This is a genomic window from Paenibacillus hodogayensis (genome assembly GCF_039536325.1).
In the GTDB taxonomy this organism is placed as follows: Bacteria; Bacillota; Bacilli; order Paenibacillales; family NBRC-103111; genus Paenibacillus_AB; species Paenibacillus_AB hodogayensis.
The window spans coordinates 82,336-98,555 of sequence record NZ_BAAAYO010000008.1 but is presented as its reverse complement, the minus strand read 5'-3'; the positions used below and the strand labels follow the sequence as shown (position 1 = coordinate 98,555).

The 16,220-nt window shown below is 57.4% G+C and carries 18 protein-coding genes and 1 riboswitch; of the genes, 11 read left to right on the top strand and 7 right to left on the bottom strand.

Going from position 1 to position 16,220, the window contains the following annotated elements; translation table 11 throughout:
• Positions 1-109: 109 nt before the first annotated feature.
• Positions 110-727 (top strand): TVP38/TMEM64 family protein, encoded by a 618-nt coding sequence (locus tag ABD796_RS16220; protein WP_344909236.1) that lies wholly within the window; start codon positions 110-112, stop codon positions 725-727.
• Positions 728-876: 149 nt separating this feature from the next.
• Here the strand turns inward: ABD796_RS16220 and ABD796_RS16215 are convergent, their stop codons facing one another.
• From ABD796_RS16215 to ABD796_RS16205, 3 genes are all read right to left on the bottom strand, one after another.
• On the bottom strand, positions 877-1,029 hold the full coding sequence (locus ABD796_RS16215) for a hypothetical protein (protein ID WP_344909234.1): 153 nt from the start codon (positions 1,027-1,029) through the stop codon (positions 877-879).
• A 150-nt stretch (positions 1,030-1,179) separates the two neighbouring features.
• Entirely contained in the window at positions 1,180-1,653 is a 474-nt protein-coding gene (locus ABD796_RS16210) for a type II toxin-antitoxin system VapC family toxin (RefSeq protein WP_344909232.1), read from the bottom strand.
• Positions 1,640-1,975: a hypothetical protein gene (locus ABD796_RS16205; RefSeq protein ID WP_344909230.1), complete on the bottom strand. Its 336-nt coding sequence runs from the start codon at positions 1,973-1,975 to the stop codon at positions 1,640-1,642. The genes ABD796_RS16210 and ABD796_RS16205 overlap by 14 nt, the downstream gene beginning before the upstream one ends.
• A 313-nt stretch (positions 1,976-2,288) precedes the next feature.
• On the opposite strand from ABD796_RS16205, the gene ABD796_RS16200 reads away from it, so the two are divergent.
• The 4 genes from ABD796_RS16200 (at position 2,289) to ABD796_RS16185 (ending at position 5,737) form a co-directional block, all read left to right on the top strand.
• Positions 2,289-2,597: a DUF6509 family protein gene (locus ABD796_RS16200; protein ID WP_344909228.1), complete on the top strand. Its 309-nt coding sequence runs from the start codon at positions 2,289-2,291 to the stop codon at positions 2,595-2,597.
• A gap of 92 nt (positions 2,598-2,689) precedes the next feature.
• Positions 2,690-2,855, top strand: a riboswitch (cyclic di-AMP (ydaO/yuaA leader).
• A gap of 140 nt (positions 2,856-2,995) precedes the next feature.
• Positions 2,996-3,163: a hypothetical protein gene (locus ABD796_RS16195; RefSeq protein ID WP_344909226.1), complete on the top strand. Its 168-nt coding sequence runs from the start codon at positions 2,996-2,998 to the stop codon at positions 3,161-3,163.
• 265 nt (positions 3,164-3,428) lie between these two features.
• Positions 3,429-4,748, top strand: a complete 1,320-nt coding sequence (locus ABD796_RS16190) for an extracellular solute-binding protein (protein ID WP_344909224.1) — start codon at positions 3,429-3,431, stop codon at positions 4,746-4,748.
• A gap of 152 nt (positions 4,749-4,900) precedes the next feature.
• Positions 4,901-5,737, top strand: coding sequence for a nicotianamine synthase family protein (locus tag ABD796_RS16185; RefSeq protein ID WP_344909222.1), 837 nt, complete (start codon positions 4,901-4,903; stop codon positions 5,735-5,737).
• On the opposite strand, the gene ABD796_RS16180 is transcribed toward ABD796_RS16185, so the two are convergent.
• Entirely contained in the window at positions 5,725-5,991 is a 267-nt protein-coding gene (locus tag ABD796_RS16180; protein WP_344909220.1) for a hypothetical protein, read from the bottom strand. The two genes, ABD796_RS16185 and ABD796_RS16180, sit on opposite strands and share 13 nt — an antisense overlap.
• A 264-nt stretch (positions 5,992-6,255) precedes the next feature.
• Between ABD796_RS16180 and ABD796_RS16175 the strand changes: the two genes are divergently transcribed.
• A complete protein-coding gene (locus ABD796_RS16175) occupies positions 6,256-8,919 on the top strand; it encodes a glycoside hydrolase family 20 zincin-like fold domain-containing protein (protein ID WP_344909218.1) in 2,664 nt (887 codons plus the stop codon).
• A gap of 93 nt (positions 8,920-9,012) precedes the next feature.
• On the opposite strand, the gene ABD796_RS16170 is transcribed toward ABD796_RS16175, so the two are convergent.
• Positions 9,013-9,360, bottom strand: coding sequence for a hypothetical protein (locus tag ABD796_RS16170; RefSeq protein WP_344909216.1), 348 nt, complete (start codon positions 9,358-9,360; stop codon positions 9,013-9,015).
• A gap of 348 nt (positions 9,361-9,708) precedes the next feature.
• On the opposite strand from ABD796_RS16170, the gene rfbG reads away from it, so the two are divergent.
• From rfbG to ABD796_RS16145, 5 genes are all read left to right on the top strand, one after another.
• Positions 9,709-10,812 (top strand): CDP-glucose 4,6-dehydratase, encoded by a 1,104-nt coding sequence (rfbG, locus tag ABD796_RS16165; protein WP_344909214.1) that lies wholly within the window; start codon positions 9,709-9,711, stop codon positions 10,810-10,812.
• A gap of 129 nt (positions 10,813-10,941) precedes the next feature.
• Complete coding sequence (gene rfbC / locus ABD796_RS16160) at positions 10,942-11,511, top strand: dTDP-4-dehydrorhamnose 3,5-epimerase (protein WP_344909212.1); 570 nt, start codon at positions 10,942-10,944, stop codon at positions 11,509-11,511.
• Between the two features lie 6 nt (positions 11,512-11,517).
• Positions 11,518-12,330 (top strand): glycosyltransferase family 2 protein, encoded by an 813-nt coding sequence (locus ABD796_RS16155; protein WP_344909210.1) that lies wholly within the window; start codon positions 11,518-11,520, stop codon positions 12,328-12,330.
• Positions 12,331-13,002 (top strand): GNAT family N-acetyltransferase, encoded by a 672-nt coding sequence (locus ABD796_RS16150; protein WP_344909208.1) that lies wholly within the window; start codon positions 12,331-12,333, stop codon positions 13,000-13,002.
• A 20-nt stretch (positions 13,003-13,022) separates the two neighbouring features.
• Positions 13,023-14,159 (top strand): DegT/DnrJ/EryC1/StrS family aminotransferase, encoded by a 1,137-nt coding sequence (locus tag ABD796_RS16145; RefSeq protein WP_344909206.1) that lies wholly within the window; start codon positions 13,023-13,025, stop codon positions 14,157-14,159.
• Between the two features lie 165 nt (positions 14,160-14,324).
• On the opposite strand, the gene ABD796_RS16140 is transcribed toward ABD796_RS16145, so the two are convergent.
• Positions 14,325-15,320, bottom strand: a complete 996-nt coding sequence (locus tag ABD796_RS16140) for a glycosyltransferase family 2 protein (protein ID WP_344909204.1) — start codon at positions 15,318-15,320, stop codon at positions 14,325-14,327.
• A 33-nt stretch (positions 15,321-15,353) separates the two neighbouring features.
• Entirely contained in the window at positions 15,354-16,127 is a 774-nt protein-coding gene (rfbF, locus tag ABD796_RS16135; RefSeq protein WP_344909202.1) for a glucose-1-phosphate cytidylyltransferase, read from the bottom strand.
• Between the last annotated feature and the right edge of the window lie 93 nt (positions 16,128-16,220).

Sequence of the window (16,220 nt, the reverse complement as noted above, 5' to 3'; positions counted from 1 at the left end):
GCGACTGCCTGGTCCTTCGAGTCGCTTTCGCTTGTCACCGTGATCCGCATCCGGTACTATGGATAAGATGAGGGTACAAGCAATAGCGGAAATCGGGTGAATGCAGGTTATGGGAATTGCCGAAATATTGTCGTCATTGACCGAGGAGCAGTTGTTGGAGTGGCTGGACAAATACCGCTCGTTCGGGCCGCTTCCGGGCATCGCGTTAGCTTTTTTGAAATCGTTCGTTCCGCCGCTGCCGACGCTTCTGATCGTAGGCGGCAACGCGATCGTATACGGATTGTGGCTCGGTTTTTTGTATTCGTGGATTGGCATGGCCAGCGGCTGTATCGTCACGTTTTTGCTGGTACGCAAAGTAGCCGGCCACCGTTATTTGCAGCGCTGGGCCGATAAGCCGAAAGTAAAAAAGGCGATGCAGTGGGTGCGCCGCAATGCGTTCAGCTACGTATTCCTGCTCAGCTTGTTTCCGGTAGGTCCGTTCGTGGTCATCAATATCGCCGCCGGGTTGGCCGGGATGCGGCTCCGCTCGTTCGCGCTGGCCGTCTCCGCAGGCAAGGCGATCATGATTTTTGCCGTGTCCTATATCGGATACGACGTGAATCGCTATATCGAGGACCCGCTGCGTTTGGTGTACGTCGTCCTTTTTATCGTGGCGTCACTCATCGTCAGCCGTAAAATCGAAGCGAGATTCGCCAAACAGTCGGAGTCGACGGGAGCAGCGGAATAAGGGGAAGGTTGCCGGCAAGCTCGCTTATTCCGTACCGACGCAGGAAGGCGCCGGGATACCCGGGCGGTTCGCAGCAAAACGGCGGAAGGCGACTTGGACGGGGGAGCCTGGCAGAAGGGGGCTAAGTTGTTAGCATCCCGCAGATTAGGTCAGCGGGCGTCAGTCGCTTGATGGGACGGTCGGGAGGTCGGGAGCTTGGCGGAATCGGGGGTTGAGGGGGCGGCATTGTCGTGTTCGGTTTCCTTGGTGGTCGGCTTGTGATCCGGCTCATCGAACGGAATCCGGTCTTCTTCGTAGTACATGGGCGAACATCCTCCTTTCCTGAAGAACTGATCCAAGTATACCGTGGCCTTATTATCGCCACGTTAACGGAATGTATGGGCAATGTTAAAAATGTAAAAGGCTCCTCGCCGACCGGGTCGGAAGGAGCCTTTATTCATGCAGCGCGCCGCCTACAGGCTCGGCAGCACTTTAATATCGCGATCGATGCGCGACAGGAACGCATAGTTCGAGTTGAAGGTGAATACGCGCTTCATCCCGTGATGAAGCACGACGACGGCGTTCAGGGCCTCGTTCAGGGAAAACCGGCAGTCCGGGTATTCCAGAAGAAGCCGCCGCGCTTCCTGCTCCAGCTCGGGGCTGCCGGGAATAAGCGTCAGCGCGCTTTGCTGAACGGCCTTGTCCACCGTGTTGAGAAACATTTGCGCGTCGGCATAGTCGAATTCATCGCGCAGCCATTGATGCGTCTCGAACAGGACGGAGTTGGTCGTCGAGAGCGGACGCTCCAGATCGTGAAGCTCGAAAAACATCGAGCGCGCCTGCAAATAAAAAGGGTCCTCCGGATTCATAAACGCCATCCAGGCGGATTGCTCCACAAAGACGGACTTGGCAGGCAAAGCCTGAAACGATTGTTCACGCATATTCATCCTCTTCGACCTCCTCTTCCCAGCTTCTCCGGCGTCCGGTCAAACCGTCCAGGGAAAGCAGCGGATTGCTTTCAAGCAGCGCGGGATCGGGCTTGACGATGCGTTCCTGCCCCCTCAGCGCGAACTGCTGCTTCAACATATAATGAACGACACCGGAAACCGTCGTATTGCGGGCTTCCGCCAGCTGCCGGCACCGTTCGTAATATTCGGGCTCGAGCTCGACGACGGGCGATTCGTCGGACGGGCTTCCGTCGTTTTCATTGGCGATCAGCTGAGTAGCCGCATGCTTCCATTTTTTAAATTGATTTTGCAAATTGCTCATGTTCTCACCTTCCGTTGCGCATTTTTAGTATCCGTGAAGGTTGTGTCCCTTGCGGTGCAAGGATGCGGTCCGTTCCATGGATACCGTTCAAAGTCTGACTTTGTACTTGCTCCAAGCAACAAGATTTTGCTTTTTTCCCCATAACATTCGGAAACGTCCGGTATTTTCGGGGCAAAAACGATGAAAGGAATACGGGACAAACACAAATTCGTCAAATTTCGCATAAAGTGTTACCAGACTATTGTATTCCATTTGAGGTTAAACGCAAATCTTGTATAATGGAAGGGTGAACGCCATATAAAAGGATGATTGCATGTTTACAATTACGAGCTACACGGTAGAGGGCATTAAAGACCCTTTCGGTATTTTGTCCGGAGACCGCTTCGAATTTATGATCGAGATCGACGTCGAGGAAGATGACGAGCTTTATACCGACAACGGACTTGTCGTCCGCGTCGTCTACAAGGCGGAGGAAGAGCGGACCGCCGTCGTTAAGCACGATATTTTGGAAAGAACGACCGGCCGACTTGTTGATTTCGAGTTGGAGGACGACGAGCTTGCCGTGATCGAGGCTTTTTGCCGCGAGCATTATGCGGAGGGCGACGATACGGATCCGGATTGACGGATGAGCCATTGAAAAAAAGTCGATGGCACATCGGGTAAGGGCTTTACAACGAGCGGGATGCAGAGTATAATTAAGGTTACTTAATTGAATATCTATTGTCGCTGAATTTTCTTCTTGAAATTTGTTCTTGAAGAAAAGCGGGGGAACCAGATTTTTATGGGGTGAATCGGCGGGCAGCCATGCTGCTTGTCGTAGGGCGTATTCTCACCGTCCGAATCCGTCAGCTAACCTCGTAAGCGGAAGTGGGGAGGATAGATGCGCATGTGTTTCGTTAACACAAGGTCTAGCCTTGTGTTTTTTGTGCTTTTTCCAAACGGACCCTGACGTTTAGTCGACCTGTATCTCTTAGTGCAAACGGCCACTCCATTTGTCCAATTGAGAGGAGGAGATTTACCATGGTTCAGAAAGACAAACTGTATCACTTGTTCGACAAGCTGAACGAGCACGATCAGAAGAAGGCTTTTGAGTTCATGCAATCTCTTGCTCATCGGAGCGGGAGAACCATAGAAAGTGAAGAAGTATCGAATTTATACGGAAAAAAATATTTTGTCGTTTCCGACTAACGCATCCATCCTCGCCCGAGCTTGGGCCCCCTCCGTCATCCGGCCGTCCGGAGCGGATCGGGCAGCTTGGCTCATCTCACACCACTCTTTCCAGCCTGTTCTCTTAACGGAGAGCAGGTTTTTTGTTGTTTATTTTATTTTGTTGGATAAGAAGGAATTTACTGGTAACGCAAAGAATAAGAGAAAGCGGGATACAATGCGCTGCGCTCGAGTATGAATAGTAGAGGCGCAACAGCCCATTACCGTTAGGGGGAGTGATTGCGGGTTGAAGCAAGCGTTGCGCGCAGGCTTGGCGCTCGTGTGCCTGGGGGCGGTGCTGGGAGTCTGCTCGCCTATTTCGGACAGACGGCCGGATTCGGTTACGCTTCCCGCGGACCCGAGGCATTTGACGATTGTAGTGCCCGACGGTACGAGCGCTTCTGTCAAGGCGAGAGTGGAGGCATTCCAGAAAAGCGCCAGGCTGTTCGAGCGCGAGAATGCAGGTGTCACGGTAAGCGTGGAAGCGCTACCAAATTCAAAAAGCTATACGAAAGCGCTGCTGGACCGGCTGAACAGCGGAAAGCCCGCGGATCTTGTGTTCGGACCTTTCGACGCCGTCCTCGCGGCGCAGGATACGTTCGCGGATTTGCTGCCTTTGTTCCAAGCCGACAAGATGACGACGGACGATCTGTATAAGCCGCTGCTGGATATGGCCACGACCCGGGGCCGGCTGATCGGCCTCCCGATGTCGCCGGAGCCGCTGGCCGTCTTTTACAACAAGGAATGGTTTGACAAAGCGGAGACGCCTTATCCGCGCGGGGATTGGACGTGGGAGCAGTTTTTGCAATTGTCGGGCAAACTGAAGGCGGCCAATCTGATGCAGGGCAAAGAGGTGTACGGCAGCGCCGTTCCGATGGATCTGCAGCTGTTCGAATCGCTGGCCCGAAGCAGCGGACAAAGCGTGCTGTCGCCCGATAACGCCCGGGTAAGCGGCTATCTCGACAGCCGTCCGGTATGCGGGGCGCTGGCGCTGTTGCTCCAGCATATGAACGTAAGCCGGGCGAGCAAAGGAACGTCCAATTCAGCCAATGCCGTCTATAACGAAATGATGGCCAACCATACGGGGATGGCGATCGGTCAATCGGTACTGCATTCGTTCTTCGACGGAAATGCGGCGACCAAGGGTAAAATCGGCATTGCGCCGCTGCCCCGCCTGGATGATGGAGTGAGGGCCAACGCTCTTTATTTCAGCGTATGGTCGATCGTCGCGTCTTCCACCCGGAAGGAGCTGGCTTGGACGTTCACGAAGGATGTCGTTCTGAACGGCGACAGCGCTTTTCAAAAAGACTGGGCCCAGCAGGATTTGCTGACCTCCAAAGCCGCGATACGGAAAACGGCGCAGCATGCGGATTATGGCCTCGGCGTGTTGTTCGATGAATTGAACGCAGCGATCCAGCCGGCGGTGTACCGCAATCCGAAGCTAAGCGGAGCGGTGGGGGCGGAGACGACGAAGCGGCTGCTGTCCGCACAGAGCGAGACGGAGGTGCAGGCGGCTTTGTCCGACCTTTCGGCGCAGCTGGATAAGCAGCTGCGCGAGAACCCTTGATCCAACTCCTGGTGCGGATATAGAAGGAATCGACATAAGCCCGAGCCTCCGGCTCGAGCTTATTCGATTTGCCGATCGGTGGCATCGCCTCCGGGACGGTATTCATATACTGATGGGGAGTGTGGCGATACATAAGGGACGGAGGAGTCCGCTTGAGCGCAAAATGCATGTTTTTGCATGAATTGAGCACGTTGGACCGCGATATTCGCATGCTGCACGCAAGCGCAAAAATCCGCCCCGACCGCTACGGACGGCTCTCGGAGAAGCTGGATGAGCTTTGCCGCTTGATCGTGTCCGCAAGCGGCGAGCGCGACTGGGACCTGTGGGGGAGCGACAAGGAGATCTGGGCATGCTGCGGCCGTTTGCGCGAAGGAGCGGTGCAGGCGCTTTGTGATGTCGAGAAACATCAGGCGTTCAACCTGAACGGAGACTCCCTCGGGCGGCGCGAATACGACTTTCTGTTGTCCGAATCGGTCAAGGCCGAGCTGGACGACTGCCGGATCGACTCGTCTTCCCGGGTGCTTTTTATCGGGGCAGGGGCATTCCCCTTGTCGGCGATGACGATCGCATGCGAGGCTCGGGCGGAGGTGGTATGCAGCGATATCGATCCGGAAGCGGTAGCATGGGGCGCACGCGTCGTACGAACATGTGCGCCGGGCGCTCGAATCCGCTATGCGGAGACGACCGACGAAGCCTATGCGTTCGCCCGCGAAGCGACGCACGTCGTGATCGCCTCCCTTGTGGAGAACAAAAGGGATGTGCTGGATCGGCTGAAGCCCGGACTCGCTCCAGCAGCGAAAGTCGTCGTCCGTTACGGAAACGGATTGAAAGCGGTGTTCAATTATCCGCTGGAGCCGGAGTTGACGCGCGACTGGCGTCGTACTGAGGTCAATTGCGGCTCCGGCATGTACGATACGGTCGTGCTGGAGAAACGTCCGGAACCGGCGTTCTCCGGGGCCGCCGCACCGGGGCAGGGTCAGTTTTTGTAGGATTTGGCCAGCTGAATCAAATACCAGACGGCAGCGGCAGACAGCAAGAACAGCGCGAAGTTGAGCCAGCCGAACACTTGATACGAGAGACTGTGCCCCGGGTCCAGCCAATACCCCATCGCCAACTGGAACAGAGCCGGAATCAGAAACGCCAGCCAGCTGTATTCGATTCCTTTTTCCTTCGCGTACATCCACCATGCCGATATGCAGGACACGATCAGCAGCAGCCACGTGGCGGCAAATTTGACGAGCATCGTTTCTTGTCCGCCTCCCTCCAAAGATTAGGTGAGCAACTTTGCACACTCTTGCATTACCCCATTGACGCTGTTACTCGCCGGATTGTCGGTCCGGTAAAAGTAACCTCTATCTTATACCAAACCATTGAACCGTTCTACCCCGGGGTACGGCAGTAAGGCACGAATTTTTTTCTTCCAAACTCCTTTTATATTATGTATTATATATAATGTGAAACGATGAAGGTGGAATCATGTACCGGATCGAAAAGGGAGAGGGTATCGATGTTAGACTCGTACAGAGACAGCAAAGGCAAGACGGCGTTGGAATTCCCGCATTTTCCGACCCGCCTGCAGGCGGTCGTCTGGCGCAATTGGGGGCTTGTTCCGATCGGACGACTCGCCTCCGTGCTTCAGGCGACCGAGGAGCAGGTGGGCGAGCTCGCCCGGGATATGGGACTCGTTCCGCAGGAGGCCGATCCGCTGTGGCTGACTCGCGGCTATATTACGATTATTCGCATCAACTGGCATCTGCTTCCTTACGAGCAGCTGCTCGAACTGCTCGGATGGACGGAAGCGCAGCTTGCCTTCGCTCTGAAGGAGGACGATTTTCTGTGGATCAAGCTGGGCAGTCTGAAGCCCGAAGTCGAGCCGGTGCGCTACCGACCGTTATCCGACCGGGAACGCGAGCAGACGAAGCGTCTGAGGAACAGTGTCGACGAGCATTTTCGCACGGAGGCCATCAGCAGGGAAACGGCTGAGAACGGAATGCCGGATGCAGACGATAAGCCGTTCGGCTTCCTCGACCGGCTGCGCCGGGACATCGTTCTGATGCAGGCCGCTGCTCTCGTGGATGGCGATATCGCTCTGGACGGGCGTTGGTCGGTCGTCTATCCGGCTGGACTGCGGCATGCCCCGTCGTTCGCGAGGCGGTTCGCCGAATCGGTCGGCCGCAAGTGGGGCGTCCGTCTGGCCTCCCGCACGGACGGCGACGCCCCGGCTGATGGGGAGCTGGCGCTGCGATTGCAGATTGTGCCGGATTCGGCCCTTCTGGCGGAAAGCCATACGATCGAAGCTTCGGAGCGAGGCATTACGGTTACGGCCGTCGACGAGCCGGGGTTGCTGCGCGGCCTACAATGGCTGAGCCGAGAGATGGACCGGCACGGCGGTCCGGTCGTCAAGCCGGGTCGCACCGAGCGGCGAACGGTATTCGATCTGCGCTTCATCTACTCTTATTTTGCCGTATACGGAGACCCGTTGATCGACGACGAGCTGGACCCGTATCCGGACGAGCTGCTTGAGAGGCTGTCCGAGCTGGGCGTGAATGGAGTTTGGCTGCAAAGCGTCCTGTATAACATCATCCCCTGGGACGAAGCGCCGGAGCTTTCGATCGGCTGGGAGAAGAGGCTTGACGGCTTGCGGCGGCTGATCGACAGGGCGGCGGATTACGGCATCGGCGTCTATCTCTATTACAACGAGCCCCGCGCCATGCCGCTCGCGTTTTTCGACAGCAGGCCGGATTGGAAAGGGCATTCCGAGGACGGCATCGACGCGTCGATGTGTACGTCGCATCCCGAGGTGCAGCAGTATTTGCGCGAGCAGACGGCTCGTCTATTCGAGGCAGCGCCCGGACTCGCAGGACTGTTTACGATTACGATGTCGGAAAATTTGACGAACTGCTATTCGCGGGCGTACGGCAAAAAGCCCGACTGTCCCCGCTGCAGCCAGCGCTCGCCCGAGGATGTCGTCGCCGAGGTAAACCGGATTATTGCCGAAGGCGCTTTCCGTGCGAAGCCGGAAGCCCGCATTATTTGCTGGACCTGGTCGTGGACTTGGCCGGAAGACGTCATCCGGCGTTGCATCGAGCAGTTGCCTCCGGGCGTGAGGCTGATGAGCGTAAGCGAGGACCGGATGCCTACCCGTGTCGCGGGCGTAGAAGGCATCGTGCGGGATTACTCGATATCCAACGTCGGGCCGGGCCAAAGCTCGTTGAGCAGCTGGAGGGCCGCTGCGGACAACGGTCTGGCGACGGTGGCGAAGGTGCAGCTGAACAATACGTGGGAATGCGCAGCCGTTCCGTTCCTGCCCGTCTTCGATCTGGTCGAGGAGCACTTGACCAATCTGGAACGTTCCGGCGTAACCGGCCTTATGCTCAGCTGGACGCTCGGGGGTTATCCGTCGCTTAGTCTGGAGCTTGCATCCGACTATTACTGGACTTCCGCAACGACCGGACAACAGGACGTGCAGACCGGCGGTTCCGCGGATAGGAAGCGAGACCGGCTCATCGGCAAGTTCGGAGCGCGGGCCGGCAAGGCGATCGCCGACGCTTCGCGGCAGTTCAGCGACGCTTTCCGCGAATTTCCGTTCCAAATTGCCGTTGCCTATACGGCGCCGCAAAACTTCGGTCCTTCGAACCTGCTGCTTCTCGAGCCGAGCGGTTATCAGGCGACGATGATCGGTTACCCGTACGACGATTTGAAGCGATGGCGGTCGATCTATCCGGAGGACAAATTCGCCGCCCAGTTCCGGAAGCTATCGCTCGGTTGGAAGCGGGGGCTCGGACTGCTGAACAAAGCCCGCAGCCATCTGCAGCCCGGGTCGGAGCAAGATTTCGCCGATTTGCTGAACGCCGCTTATGGGGCGTACTGCCATTTTCGCAGCACGTATTTGCAGATTGCCTTCGTGCGAAGCCGGGACCGCTGGCTGAAGACGGCCAGCACCGGGGTGAAGGAAGCGGAGCGGCTCAAGATGCTGGCCGTGGTCGACGAGGAGATCGAGCTGGCCCGGACGCTTCGCGGGCTCGTCCGGCGCGATTCGCGTATCGGCTATGAAGCGAGCAATCATTACTTCTATACGATACAGGATTTGCGCGAGAAGACGCTGAACGCCCTGCACGTGCGGGAACGGCTTCTCCAAGCGGCTCCGGTCGAACGGGAGCTGACGGTATAAGGCCGTCCGTTCGCTATCCAATACGGTCATACCAAAGAGGCGGTTCATTACGAACCGCCTCTTTGGCGTGTCCTGCGGCGGAAATCACCGGAATCAGGATTTCTTGATTTTTTGCAAAAAGTCCATGATTGCTTGCTCATCCAGCTTCAGAGAGTTCAGCAGCGATTGAATGGAAGAGCCGGCTTTGTCGTTCAACGAGCCGACAGACTTCAAAGCATCCGCAATTTTGCTGTCGTCCAACTGGAGCGTGCCAATCTTCGATTGGACTTCCTTCCATTTTTCCTGAACGGTCGCGATCGTTTGCTCATCGTCTACAGAGTCCAGCAGAGCTTGGAGCTCGCCGAGCTTTTGCGATATTTTCAACACGACTTCCTCGTTCAAGCCAACGTTGCTCAGTACGCGGGTAACGATCTTCTGCAGTTCCGCCAAAATTTGATCCATGCTACAACCCTCCCTTCTTCGCTCTATACTATGTGCGGTTCGTACGAGATGATTGGACGAGTGTTTGTACGTATCCCTATTTTTTTCAGTCACCTTTCGAAGAATAGCAGGCACTCGGCGAGATAGACGAAGGCGACGAGGCCATTAAGGAGGCCGCTCGGCGCGCAGCGGTTCGCTATTATAGCAGAAGGTTTAGAATATGAGCGGCGTTTATGGATAGATGCCAGTTTCGGCGGACATGCAGCTGCCATATGATATGGCGGTGGGAGTTTTAAGAGGGTACTAGGGAAACGAACAGAAGGAGCACAAAAGGCAGGCAAACGAAAAAACCGAAGGGTGACGGCGGGAATGAGCAATGGGGACGTTCAGGAAATGAAAAGCATGGACCCGGCATTTTGGAAAAACAAAAAAGTATTCGTGACCGGCCATACCGGCTTTAAAGGTGCGTGGCTCTGTTTATGGCTGCACGCTTGGGGAGCTTCTGTCACCGGATACTCCTTGAAGCCTCCCACCGAACCGAATGTATTCGAGCTGTGCCGGTTGGACGAATGGGTCGATTCGCATATCGCGGATGTTCGCGACCTGGAGAAGCTGTCGGCCGCCCTCTCCGCAGCGGCTCCGGATATCGTGATCCATATGGCGGCGCAGCCGCTAGTCCGGACCTCGTATGCGGCTCCTGCTGAAACGTACGGGGTCAATCTGATGGGGACCGTCCACGTGCTGGAGGCGGTTCGAAGAGCGGTGCAGCAAGGCGTCCCGATCCGGGCTGTCGTCAATGTGACGACGGACAAGTGCTACGAAAACAGGGAATGGGTATGGGGCTACCGGGAGACCGATCCGCTGGGCGGGAGCGACCCGTATTCAGGCAGCAAAGCATGCTCCGAGCTGATTACGGCCACTTACCGCGAATCGTTCTTCTCCCCAGGCTCCAGCCATCCGGTCGCAGTGGGTACGGCCAGAGCGGGCAACGTGATCGGGGGCGGGGATTGGGCAGCGGACCGGCTGGTGCCCGACGCCATAAAGGCGCTCTCGCAGGGCGACCCGGTAGCCGTGCGCTATCCGCATGCGATCCGCCCGTGGCAGCACGTGCTCGCTCCGCTGCACGGCTATTTGCTGCTGGCGCAGAGGCTGGCCGAGCACGGCGCGTCCTACGCGGAAGCGTGGAATTTCGGTCCGTCCGAAGCCGATATGGTGCCGGTCGAGCAGCTCGTTTCCCGGTTGTGCCGGCTCTGGGGACCAGGCGCCTCCTACCGGACGGAGCCGGGCGTTCATCCGCGCGAGGCCGGTTATCTGATGCTCGATTGCTCGAAGGCAAGGCGAACGCTCGGCTGGGCGCCGCGCTGGAACCTCGACGAGTCCTTGACGCGTATCGTCGAATGGGCCAAAGCTTACGAGCGGCAGGAGCCGATGCGCGACGTATGCTTGCGCCAGATCCGCGACTATACGGGCTGATTCCCGGCACAACCTTCACGGCACGAGCGCCGGAACGGACAGCCGCGCTGTCTGCCGGGCCGCGCGAGGCGGTTGGCCGGCTGTTCGCCGGCGCGCCGCCACTTCAGCAAGGAAAGGCGGGGAGTTGGGATGAGAATACAGCCATGCGCGCTTCCGGGCGTATACGAGATTACGCCGACGCCCCGCTCGGATCACCGCGGCTATTTCATGCGCACGTACGACCGGAAAATATGGGCCGACCACGGGCTCGATCGCCAATGGGTGCAGGAGAACGAATCGTTCTCGCAGCGCAAAGGAACGATCCGCGGCTTGCATCTGCAATTGCCGCCTTACGCCGAGACGAAGCTGGTGCGGGTGACGAAGGGAGCCATATTCGACGTGTTCGTCGATCTGCGGGCGGACTCCGCAACTTTCGGGCAGTGGGGCTCCATTGAGCTGACGGCGGACAACCGCAAGATGGTCTATATCCCCAGCGGCTTCGCGCACGGGTTTTGTACGCTAGCCGACGATTGTGCAGTCGCCTATAAAGTGGACAACTTCTATACACCTGCCTATGAAGGCGGGGTGATTTGGAACGACGGGACGCTGGGTATCGCCTGGCCGCTTGAGGGCGAACCGGTTATTTCCAGCAAGGACAGTCTCCTGCCGTCGCTTCAAATGTTTACCCGGATGCACCAACATCGCGATCTGAAAGGATGATTCGGCATGAATCCGCTCGTCAGCATACTGATCCCGACTTACAACCGCCCCGATTATTTCGAGGAGGCGCTGAAAAGCGCGTTGAATCAAACGTACGATAATATTGAAATTATCGTCTGCGACAACAGCGACAACGATCTGACCGGGCAAGTGGTGCAGAAGTACTTGTCCGCGCACAACGGCTCGAAAATCCGTTATGTGAAAAATGCGACCAACATCGGACCGATCGCCAACCAGCAGCAATGCCTTAACCTGGCGACCGGCGAATATATCAATTACTTGATGGACGACGATATGTTCCACCCGGAGAAGGTGGAGAAGATGGTGCCGTACTTCGTGAAGAACAGCGACGTAACGCTGGTCACGTCCGTGCGGAGGGTAATCGACAAGGACGGCAAACGGCTGTACGTCCCGCCGCTCTGGACGTTCCGCAAGCTGTTCGAGCAGGATACCGTTATCGACGGCAAGAGGCTCAACCAGATCATGCTGCGCGACAAAACCAACTACATCGGGGAGCCAACAACGGCGATGTTCAGACGGAAAGCTCTGGACGAACCGTTCGGCGTGCTGCTCGGCCAGCAAGTCTATTTCGCGGTCGATTTGGCGGCATGGGCCAAGCTGCTCCACGTGGGCAAGGGCGTCTACCTGACGAAGCCGCTCAGCTATTTGCGCTATCACGACAAACAGCTGTCCCAGCACGAGATGGCCAAGGACATCGCCAAGCTGGACCAACAGACGTTTATCAACTTCGCGAAGGCGAAAGGGTACGACTTGGAAGGCTTCGATAAAGGAAAGAAGAAGCGGAAAGGAAAACGGTAAATGAAGTCTATCCTGCGAGCCTACAAGCATGCGCCGGAGGCGCATCTTTCCTCCTATTGCATTCCGATATTCGTGGACGGCAAAAGCTGCGGCCGGTTGCGGCCGCTGACGATCGACAGCTTGCATCGCGAGGAGGAGATGCGGCTGCTGACGGAATGGCGCGGCGCCAGCGCCGAATGGTTCACCAGCCAGTTTCCGGTTACGGTGGAGGGAACGAGGCAGTGGGTCGACGAGCAGATCTTGCAGGCGGACGACCGCATCTTGTTTCTCGTCGAGGACGAGGATATGACACCGATCGGGCAGGTAGGTCTGCTTCATTACGACGAGGACAAGAAGGAGTGCGAGTTCGATAATTTGCTCCGGGGCCGCAAAGGACGGTTCGGCAATATTATCCTGTACGCCCTGTTGGCTCTCGGCGAATGGGGCATCCGGCAGCTGGGCTTGCAGACCGGGTATTTGAACGTGCTCGGGGACAATCACCGGGCTATGCACATTTACCGGAAGCTCGGCTTTCGCGAGGTGCGCCGGGTGCCGCTGCGCAAAGTGACCGAAGGGGATGTCACGCGCTGGGTGACGGCGCCCGAGTTGTCAGGGGGCGAAGCCGAGCGCGAGCTCGTCACGATGAGCGTCGCCACCGACGCTTATTACGAAATTATTAAGCAATTTCAATGAACAGATAAGGGGCGGCAACTATGAATATCAGGTTGTTTAAACCTTCGGTCGGCAAGGAGGAGCTGGAACGCATCGAGGACAGCTTCAACAGCGCCTGGCTCGGCCTTGGCCCGAAGGTCGGCGAGTTCGAGCAGAAATGGAGCGCGTATGCCGGCTGCAAGGAATCCGTCGGGGTAAACTCCTGTACGGCGGCGCTGCACCTGGCTTTATCGGCTTTTCGGTTTCCTCGCGGCAAAAAGGTGCTGGTCCCGGCGCTCACCTTTGCGGCGACGGCTATGGCTCCCTTGTACAACGGGCTCGAGCCGGTGTTTGTCGATATCGACGAGGACACCTTAAGCATCAGCCTCGACGATCTCGAACGCAAATACGACCCGGACTGCGTGGCGGTCATGCCGGTTCACTTCGCCGGACATCCCGTGCCGATGGACCGGCTGGTCGCCTGGGCGAAAGCGCACAACTTGAAGGTCATCGAGGACTCCGCCCATTCGGCCGGCGGCAAATACAAAGGGAAAACGATCGGCACTTGGGGAGATATCGGGTGCTTCAGCTTCGAGGAGAAGAAGTGCATGACGACCGGCGACGGGGGCATGATCTGCTCCGACGATGCCGAACTGCTGAAGCCGCTGCGTCATTCGCGCTGGGTCGGCATCAACAAAGATACGTGGCAGCGGTACGAGGCCAACGCTTTGAACGACCGCGACGCAAACAGCTGGTATTATGAAATTTCCGATATCGGCTACAAATACAATATGAACGACCTGATGGCTTCCATCGGTCTCGCTCAGCTGACCAAGCTCGATGCGATGAACCGCCGCCGGGAGGAGATCATTCGCCGTTACGAGGCCGGCCTGCCGCAGGACGGCTCGGTGCGTTCCGCGCTTCCTTACGAGACGCAGGACTCCTCCTATTGGGCCTACATGGTGCGGGTCGCGGAGCGGGAGAAATTCATCCTTCACCTGAAGAAGCAAGGGATCGCCACAGGCGTTCATTACTTGCCGCTGACGAAGCATCCGCTGTTCGTGCCTTACCGGTCCGACACGCCGGTCGCCGATCGCGTATGGACGCAGCTCGTCACGCTGCCGCTGTTCGCCGATCTGACCGACGAGGAAACCGATTATGTAGTAGCCGCCATTCAATCGTTCGGTACGGACGGCTAAGAGAAGGGCTTGCCGATAGCGTTGAAAAAGAACCTTCAGCTTCCGCATATCGCGGAGGGTGAAGGTTCTTTGCTTGTTGCAGGAAGCTCCGGCGCTGCTGCCGGTCTGCCGGATGGCGCCGTTAGGCTGAAATTCCGCCAGGTCCGGCGCAAGGAGCATGCCGCATTACGAGCGTTCTTGCCCTCGCCGCCGCTGGAGCCTTGCCAGGGTGGCCATAAACGCTCCCGCTAAGCCGTCCAACTCCGGGCAGCCCTCGACGGCTTCTATCCACACCCGCAATTTGCGTATCACCTCGGGGGCGTAAAGGCCGTCGGTCCGCCTGTCCCATTTCGGAATATCGTGCAGGACCGGCTGCTCGCAGCTTTTCATAATGCTCACGAACGGTTTATCCTTCAGCAATCCGTCTTTGCGCCAGGCGATCGAATGATCGATCCAATCGCACAGCCGCGCCAAGCGGGAAGGCGGGCTCTGCGAGAGCTGCCCGGCATGAATGCGCAAATAGCTGAGGGGCTTGGCTAAAAAGACGGCATCGTGCCTGGCCAACAGGTTCAGCCAAGTGGCGACGTCCACGTTGATGCTTGCCGGAACGCCCGCGTAGGTGCCGAAGGGCCCCGTCAGGGCGGATCTGCGGAACAGGACGCAGGACGGCTCGCCAATGTAGTTGTTGCGTTTCAGCAGCAGCTCGCGGCCGAGCTTCCTGCCGCTGATTGCGTTGTTGCGCACGAACCGGCCGCGAAATTCCTGGCCCCTCGGGACGGCATCACCAGGCCTGCCTTCCTGGTCAACGAGTTGCCTGCGGGCGGTGACCAGCGATACGCTTCGATTATGCAGCAAGTAGGGGAGCATCGTTTCGATTTTGTCCGGGTGAAACCAGTCGTCGTCCATCAAATAGTTGATGTATTCCCCGGTCGCCAGATCGAGGCATTGCTGCTGGTTGGCGATCGGCCCGATGTTGGACGCATTTTTCACGTAGCGGATTTGCGCGCCATTGGGTGCTGACAAGTACTTCTGCACCACTTGCCCGGTCAGGTCGTTGTCGCTATTGTCGCAGACGATGATTTCAATCGAATTGTACGTTTGCTGCAATACGCTCGTTAGGGCCAGTTCGAAATATTCGGGGCGGTTGTAGGTCGGAATCAAAACGCTGACAAGCGGCTTCATGCCAAATCCTCCTCTCCGGAGCGGCTGCGGGAACTACCATAATTTCCAGGGAGCCGCTCCCGTGCTCCACAGCTGTTCCAGATGATTTTTATCGCGGAGCGTATCCATTGCATACCAAAACCCGTTATGGCGGTAAGCCTGCAATTGCCCGGTCGCAGCCAATGTTTCCAGCGGCTCCTTCTCGAAGACGGTGGCGTCCGCCTCCAGCAGGTCAAACACCTCGGGTTGAAGGACGAAGAAACCGCCGTTGACCCAGCCGCCGTCGCCCTGCGGCTTCTCGTTAAAGCGCGCTACATGTCCATCCCCCGCAATCGTCAAGGAACCGAAACGGCCAGTCGGCTGTACGGCCGTAACGGTAGCCAGACCGCCGTGCGACTGGTGAAAGCGCACCAGCTCGCCGATATCCGCGTCGGTTACGCCGTCGCCGTAGGTGAGCAGGAACGGCTCGCTTCCGACGTAGCGACGGATGCGTCTAATCCGTCCGCCGGTCATCGTGTCGCTTCCCGTATCGGCCAGCGTAATGCGCCACGGCTCGGCGGGAGCCGAATGGGAACTCATGCCGTTTTTCTTGCGGAAATCGAACGTCACGTCGGCTTCATTGAGCAAATAATTGGCGAAATATTCTTTGACGATGCGGCCCTTGTATCCGAGGCATATGATAAACTCGTTAAAACCGTAGAAGGAATAGATTTTCATAATATGCCACAGGATAGGACGATCGCCGATTTCAATCATGGGCTTCGGCTTGAGGTGCGTTTCCTCGCTGATTCTCGTGCCGAGTCCCCCTGCCAGGATGACTACCTTCATACGTATTCTCCTTTACTTGCGGATTTCGGCCCAAGTACAAAGCCGGAGCCAGAAGCGGAACGAACTGAATATTTGTCCATCCAGCTCATTCCT

Coding starts and splice junctions, on each gene's coding strand:
- ABD796_RS16220 (WP_344909236.1), top strand. CDS start 110: ATGGGAATTGCCGAAATATTGTCGTCATTGACCGAGGAGCAGTTGTTG.
- ABD796_RS16215 (WP_344909234.1), bottom strand. CDS start 1,029: ATGTACTACGAAGAAGACCGGATTCCGTTCGATGAGCCGGATCACAAG.
- ABD796_RS16210 (WP_344909232.1), bottom strand. CDS start 1,653: ATGAATATGCGTGAACAATCGTTTCAGGCTTTGCCTGCCAAGTCCGTC.
- ABD796_RS16205 (WP_344909230.1), bottom strand. CDS start 1,975: ATGAGCAATTTGCAAAATCAATTTAAAAAATGGAAGCATGCGGCTACT.
- ABD796_RS16200 (WP_344909228.1), top strand. CDS start 2,289: ATGTTTACAATTACGAGCTACACGGTAGAGGGCATTAAAGACCCTTTC.
- ABD796_RS16195 (WP_344909226.1), top strand. CDS start 2,996: ATGGTTCAGAAAGACAAACTGTATCACTTGTTCGACAAGCTGAACGAG.
- ABD796_RS16180 (WP_344909220.1), bottom strand. CDS start 5,991: ATGCTCGTCAAATTTGCCGCCACGTGGCTGCTGCTGATCGTGTCCTGC.
- ABD796_RS16175 (WP_344909218.1), top strand. CDS start 6,256: ATGTTAGACTCGTACAGAGACAGCAAAGGCAAGACGGCGTTGGAATTC.
- ABD796_RS16170 (WP_344909216.1), bottom strand. CDS start 9,360: ATGGATCAAATTTTGGCGGAACTGCAGAAGATCGTTACCCGCGTACTG.
- rfbG (WP_344909214.1), top strand. CDS start 9,709: ATGAGCAATGGGGACGTTCAGGAAATGAAAAGCATGGACCCGGCATTT.
- rfbC (WP_344909212.1), top strand. CDS start 10,942: ATGAGAATACAGCCATGCGCGCTTCCGGGCGTATACGAGATTACGCCG.
- ABD796_RS16155 (WP_344909210.1), top strand. CDS start 11,518: ATGAATCCGCTCGTCAGCATACTGATCCCGACTTACAACCGCCCCGAT.
- ABD796_RS16150 (WP_344909208.1), top strand. CDS start 12,331: ATGAAGTCTATCCTGCGAGCCTACAAGCATGCGCCGGAGGCGCATCTT.
- ABD796_RS16145 (WP_344909206.1), top strand. CDS start 13,023: ATGAATATCAGGTTGTTTAAACCTTCGGTCGGCAAGGAGGAGCTGGAA.
- ABD796_RS16140 (WP_344909204.1), bottom strand. CDS start 15,320: ATGAAGCCGCTTGTCAGCGTTTTGATTCCGACCTACAACCGCCCCGAA.
- rfbF (WP_344909202.1), bottom strand. CDS start 16,127: ATGAAGGTAGTCATCCTGGCAGGGGGACTCGGCACGAGAATCAGCGAG.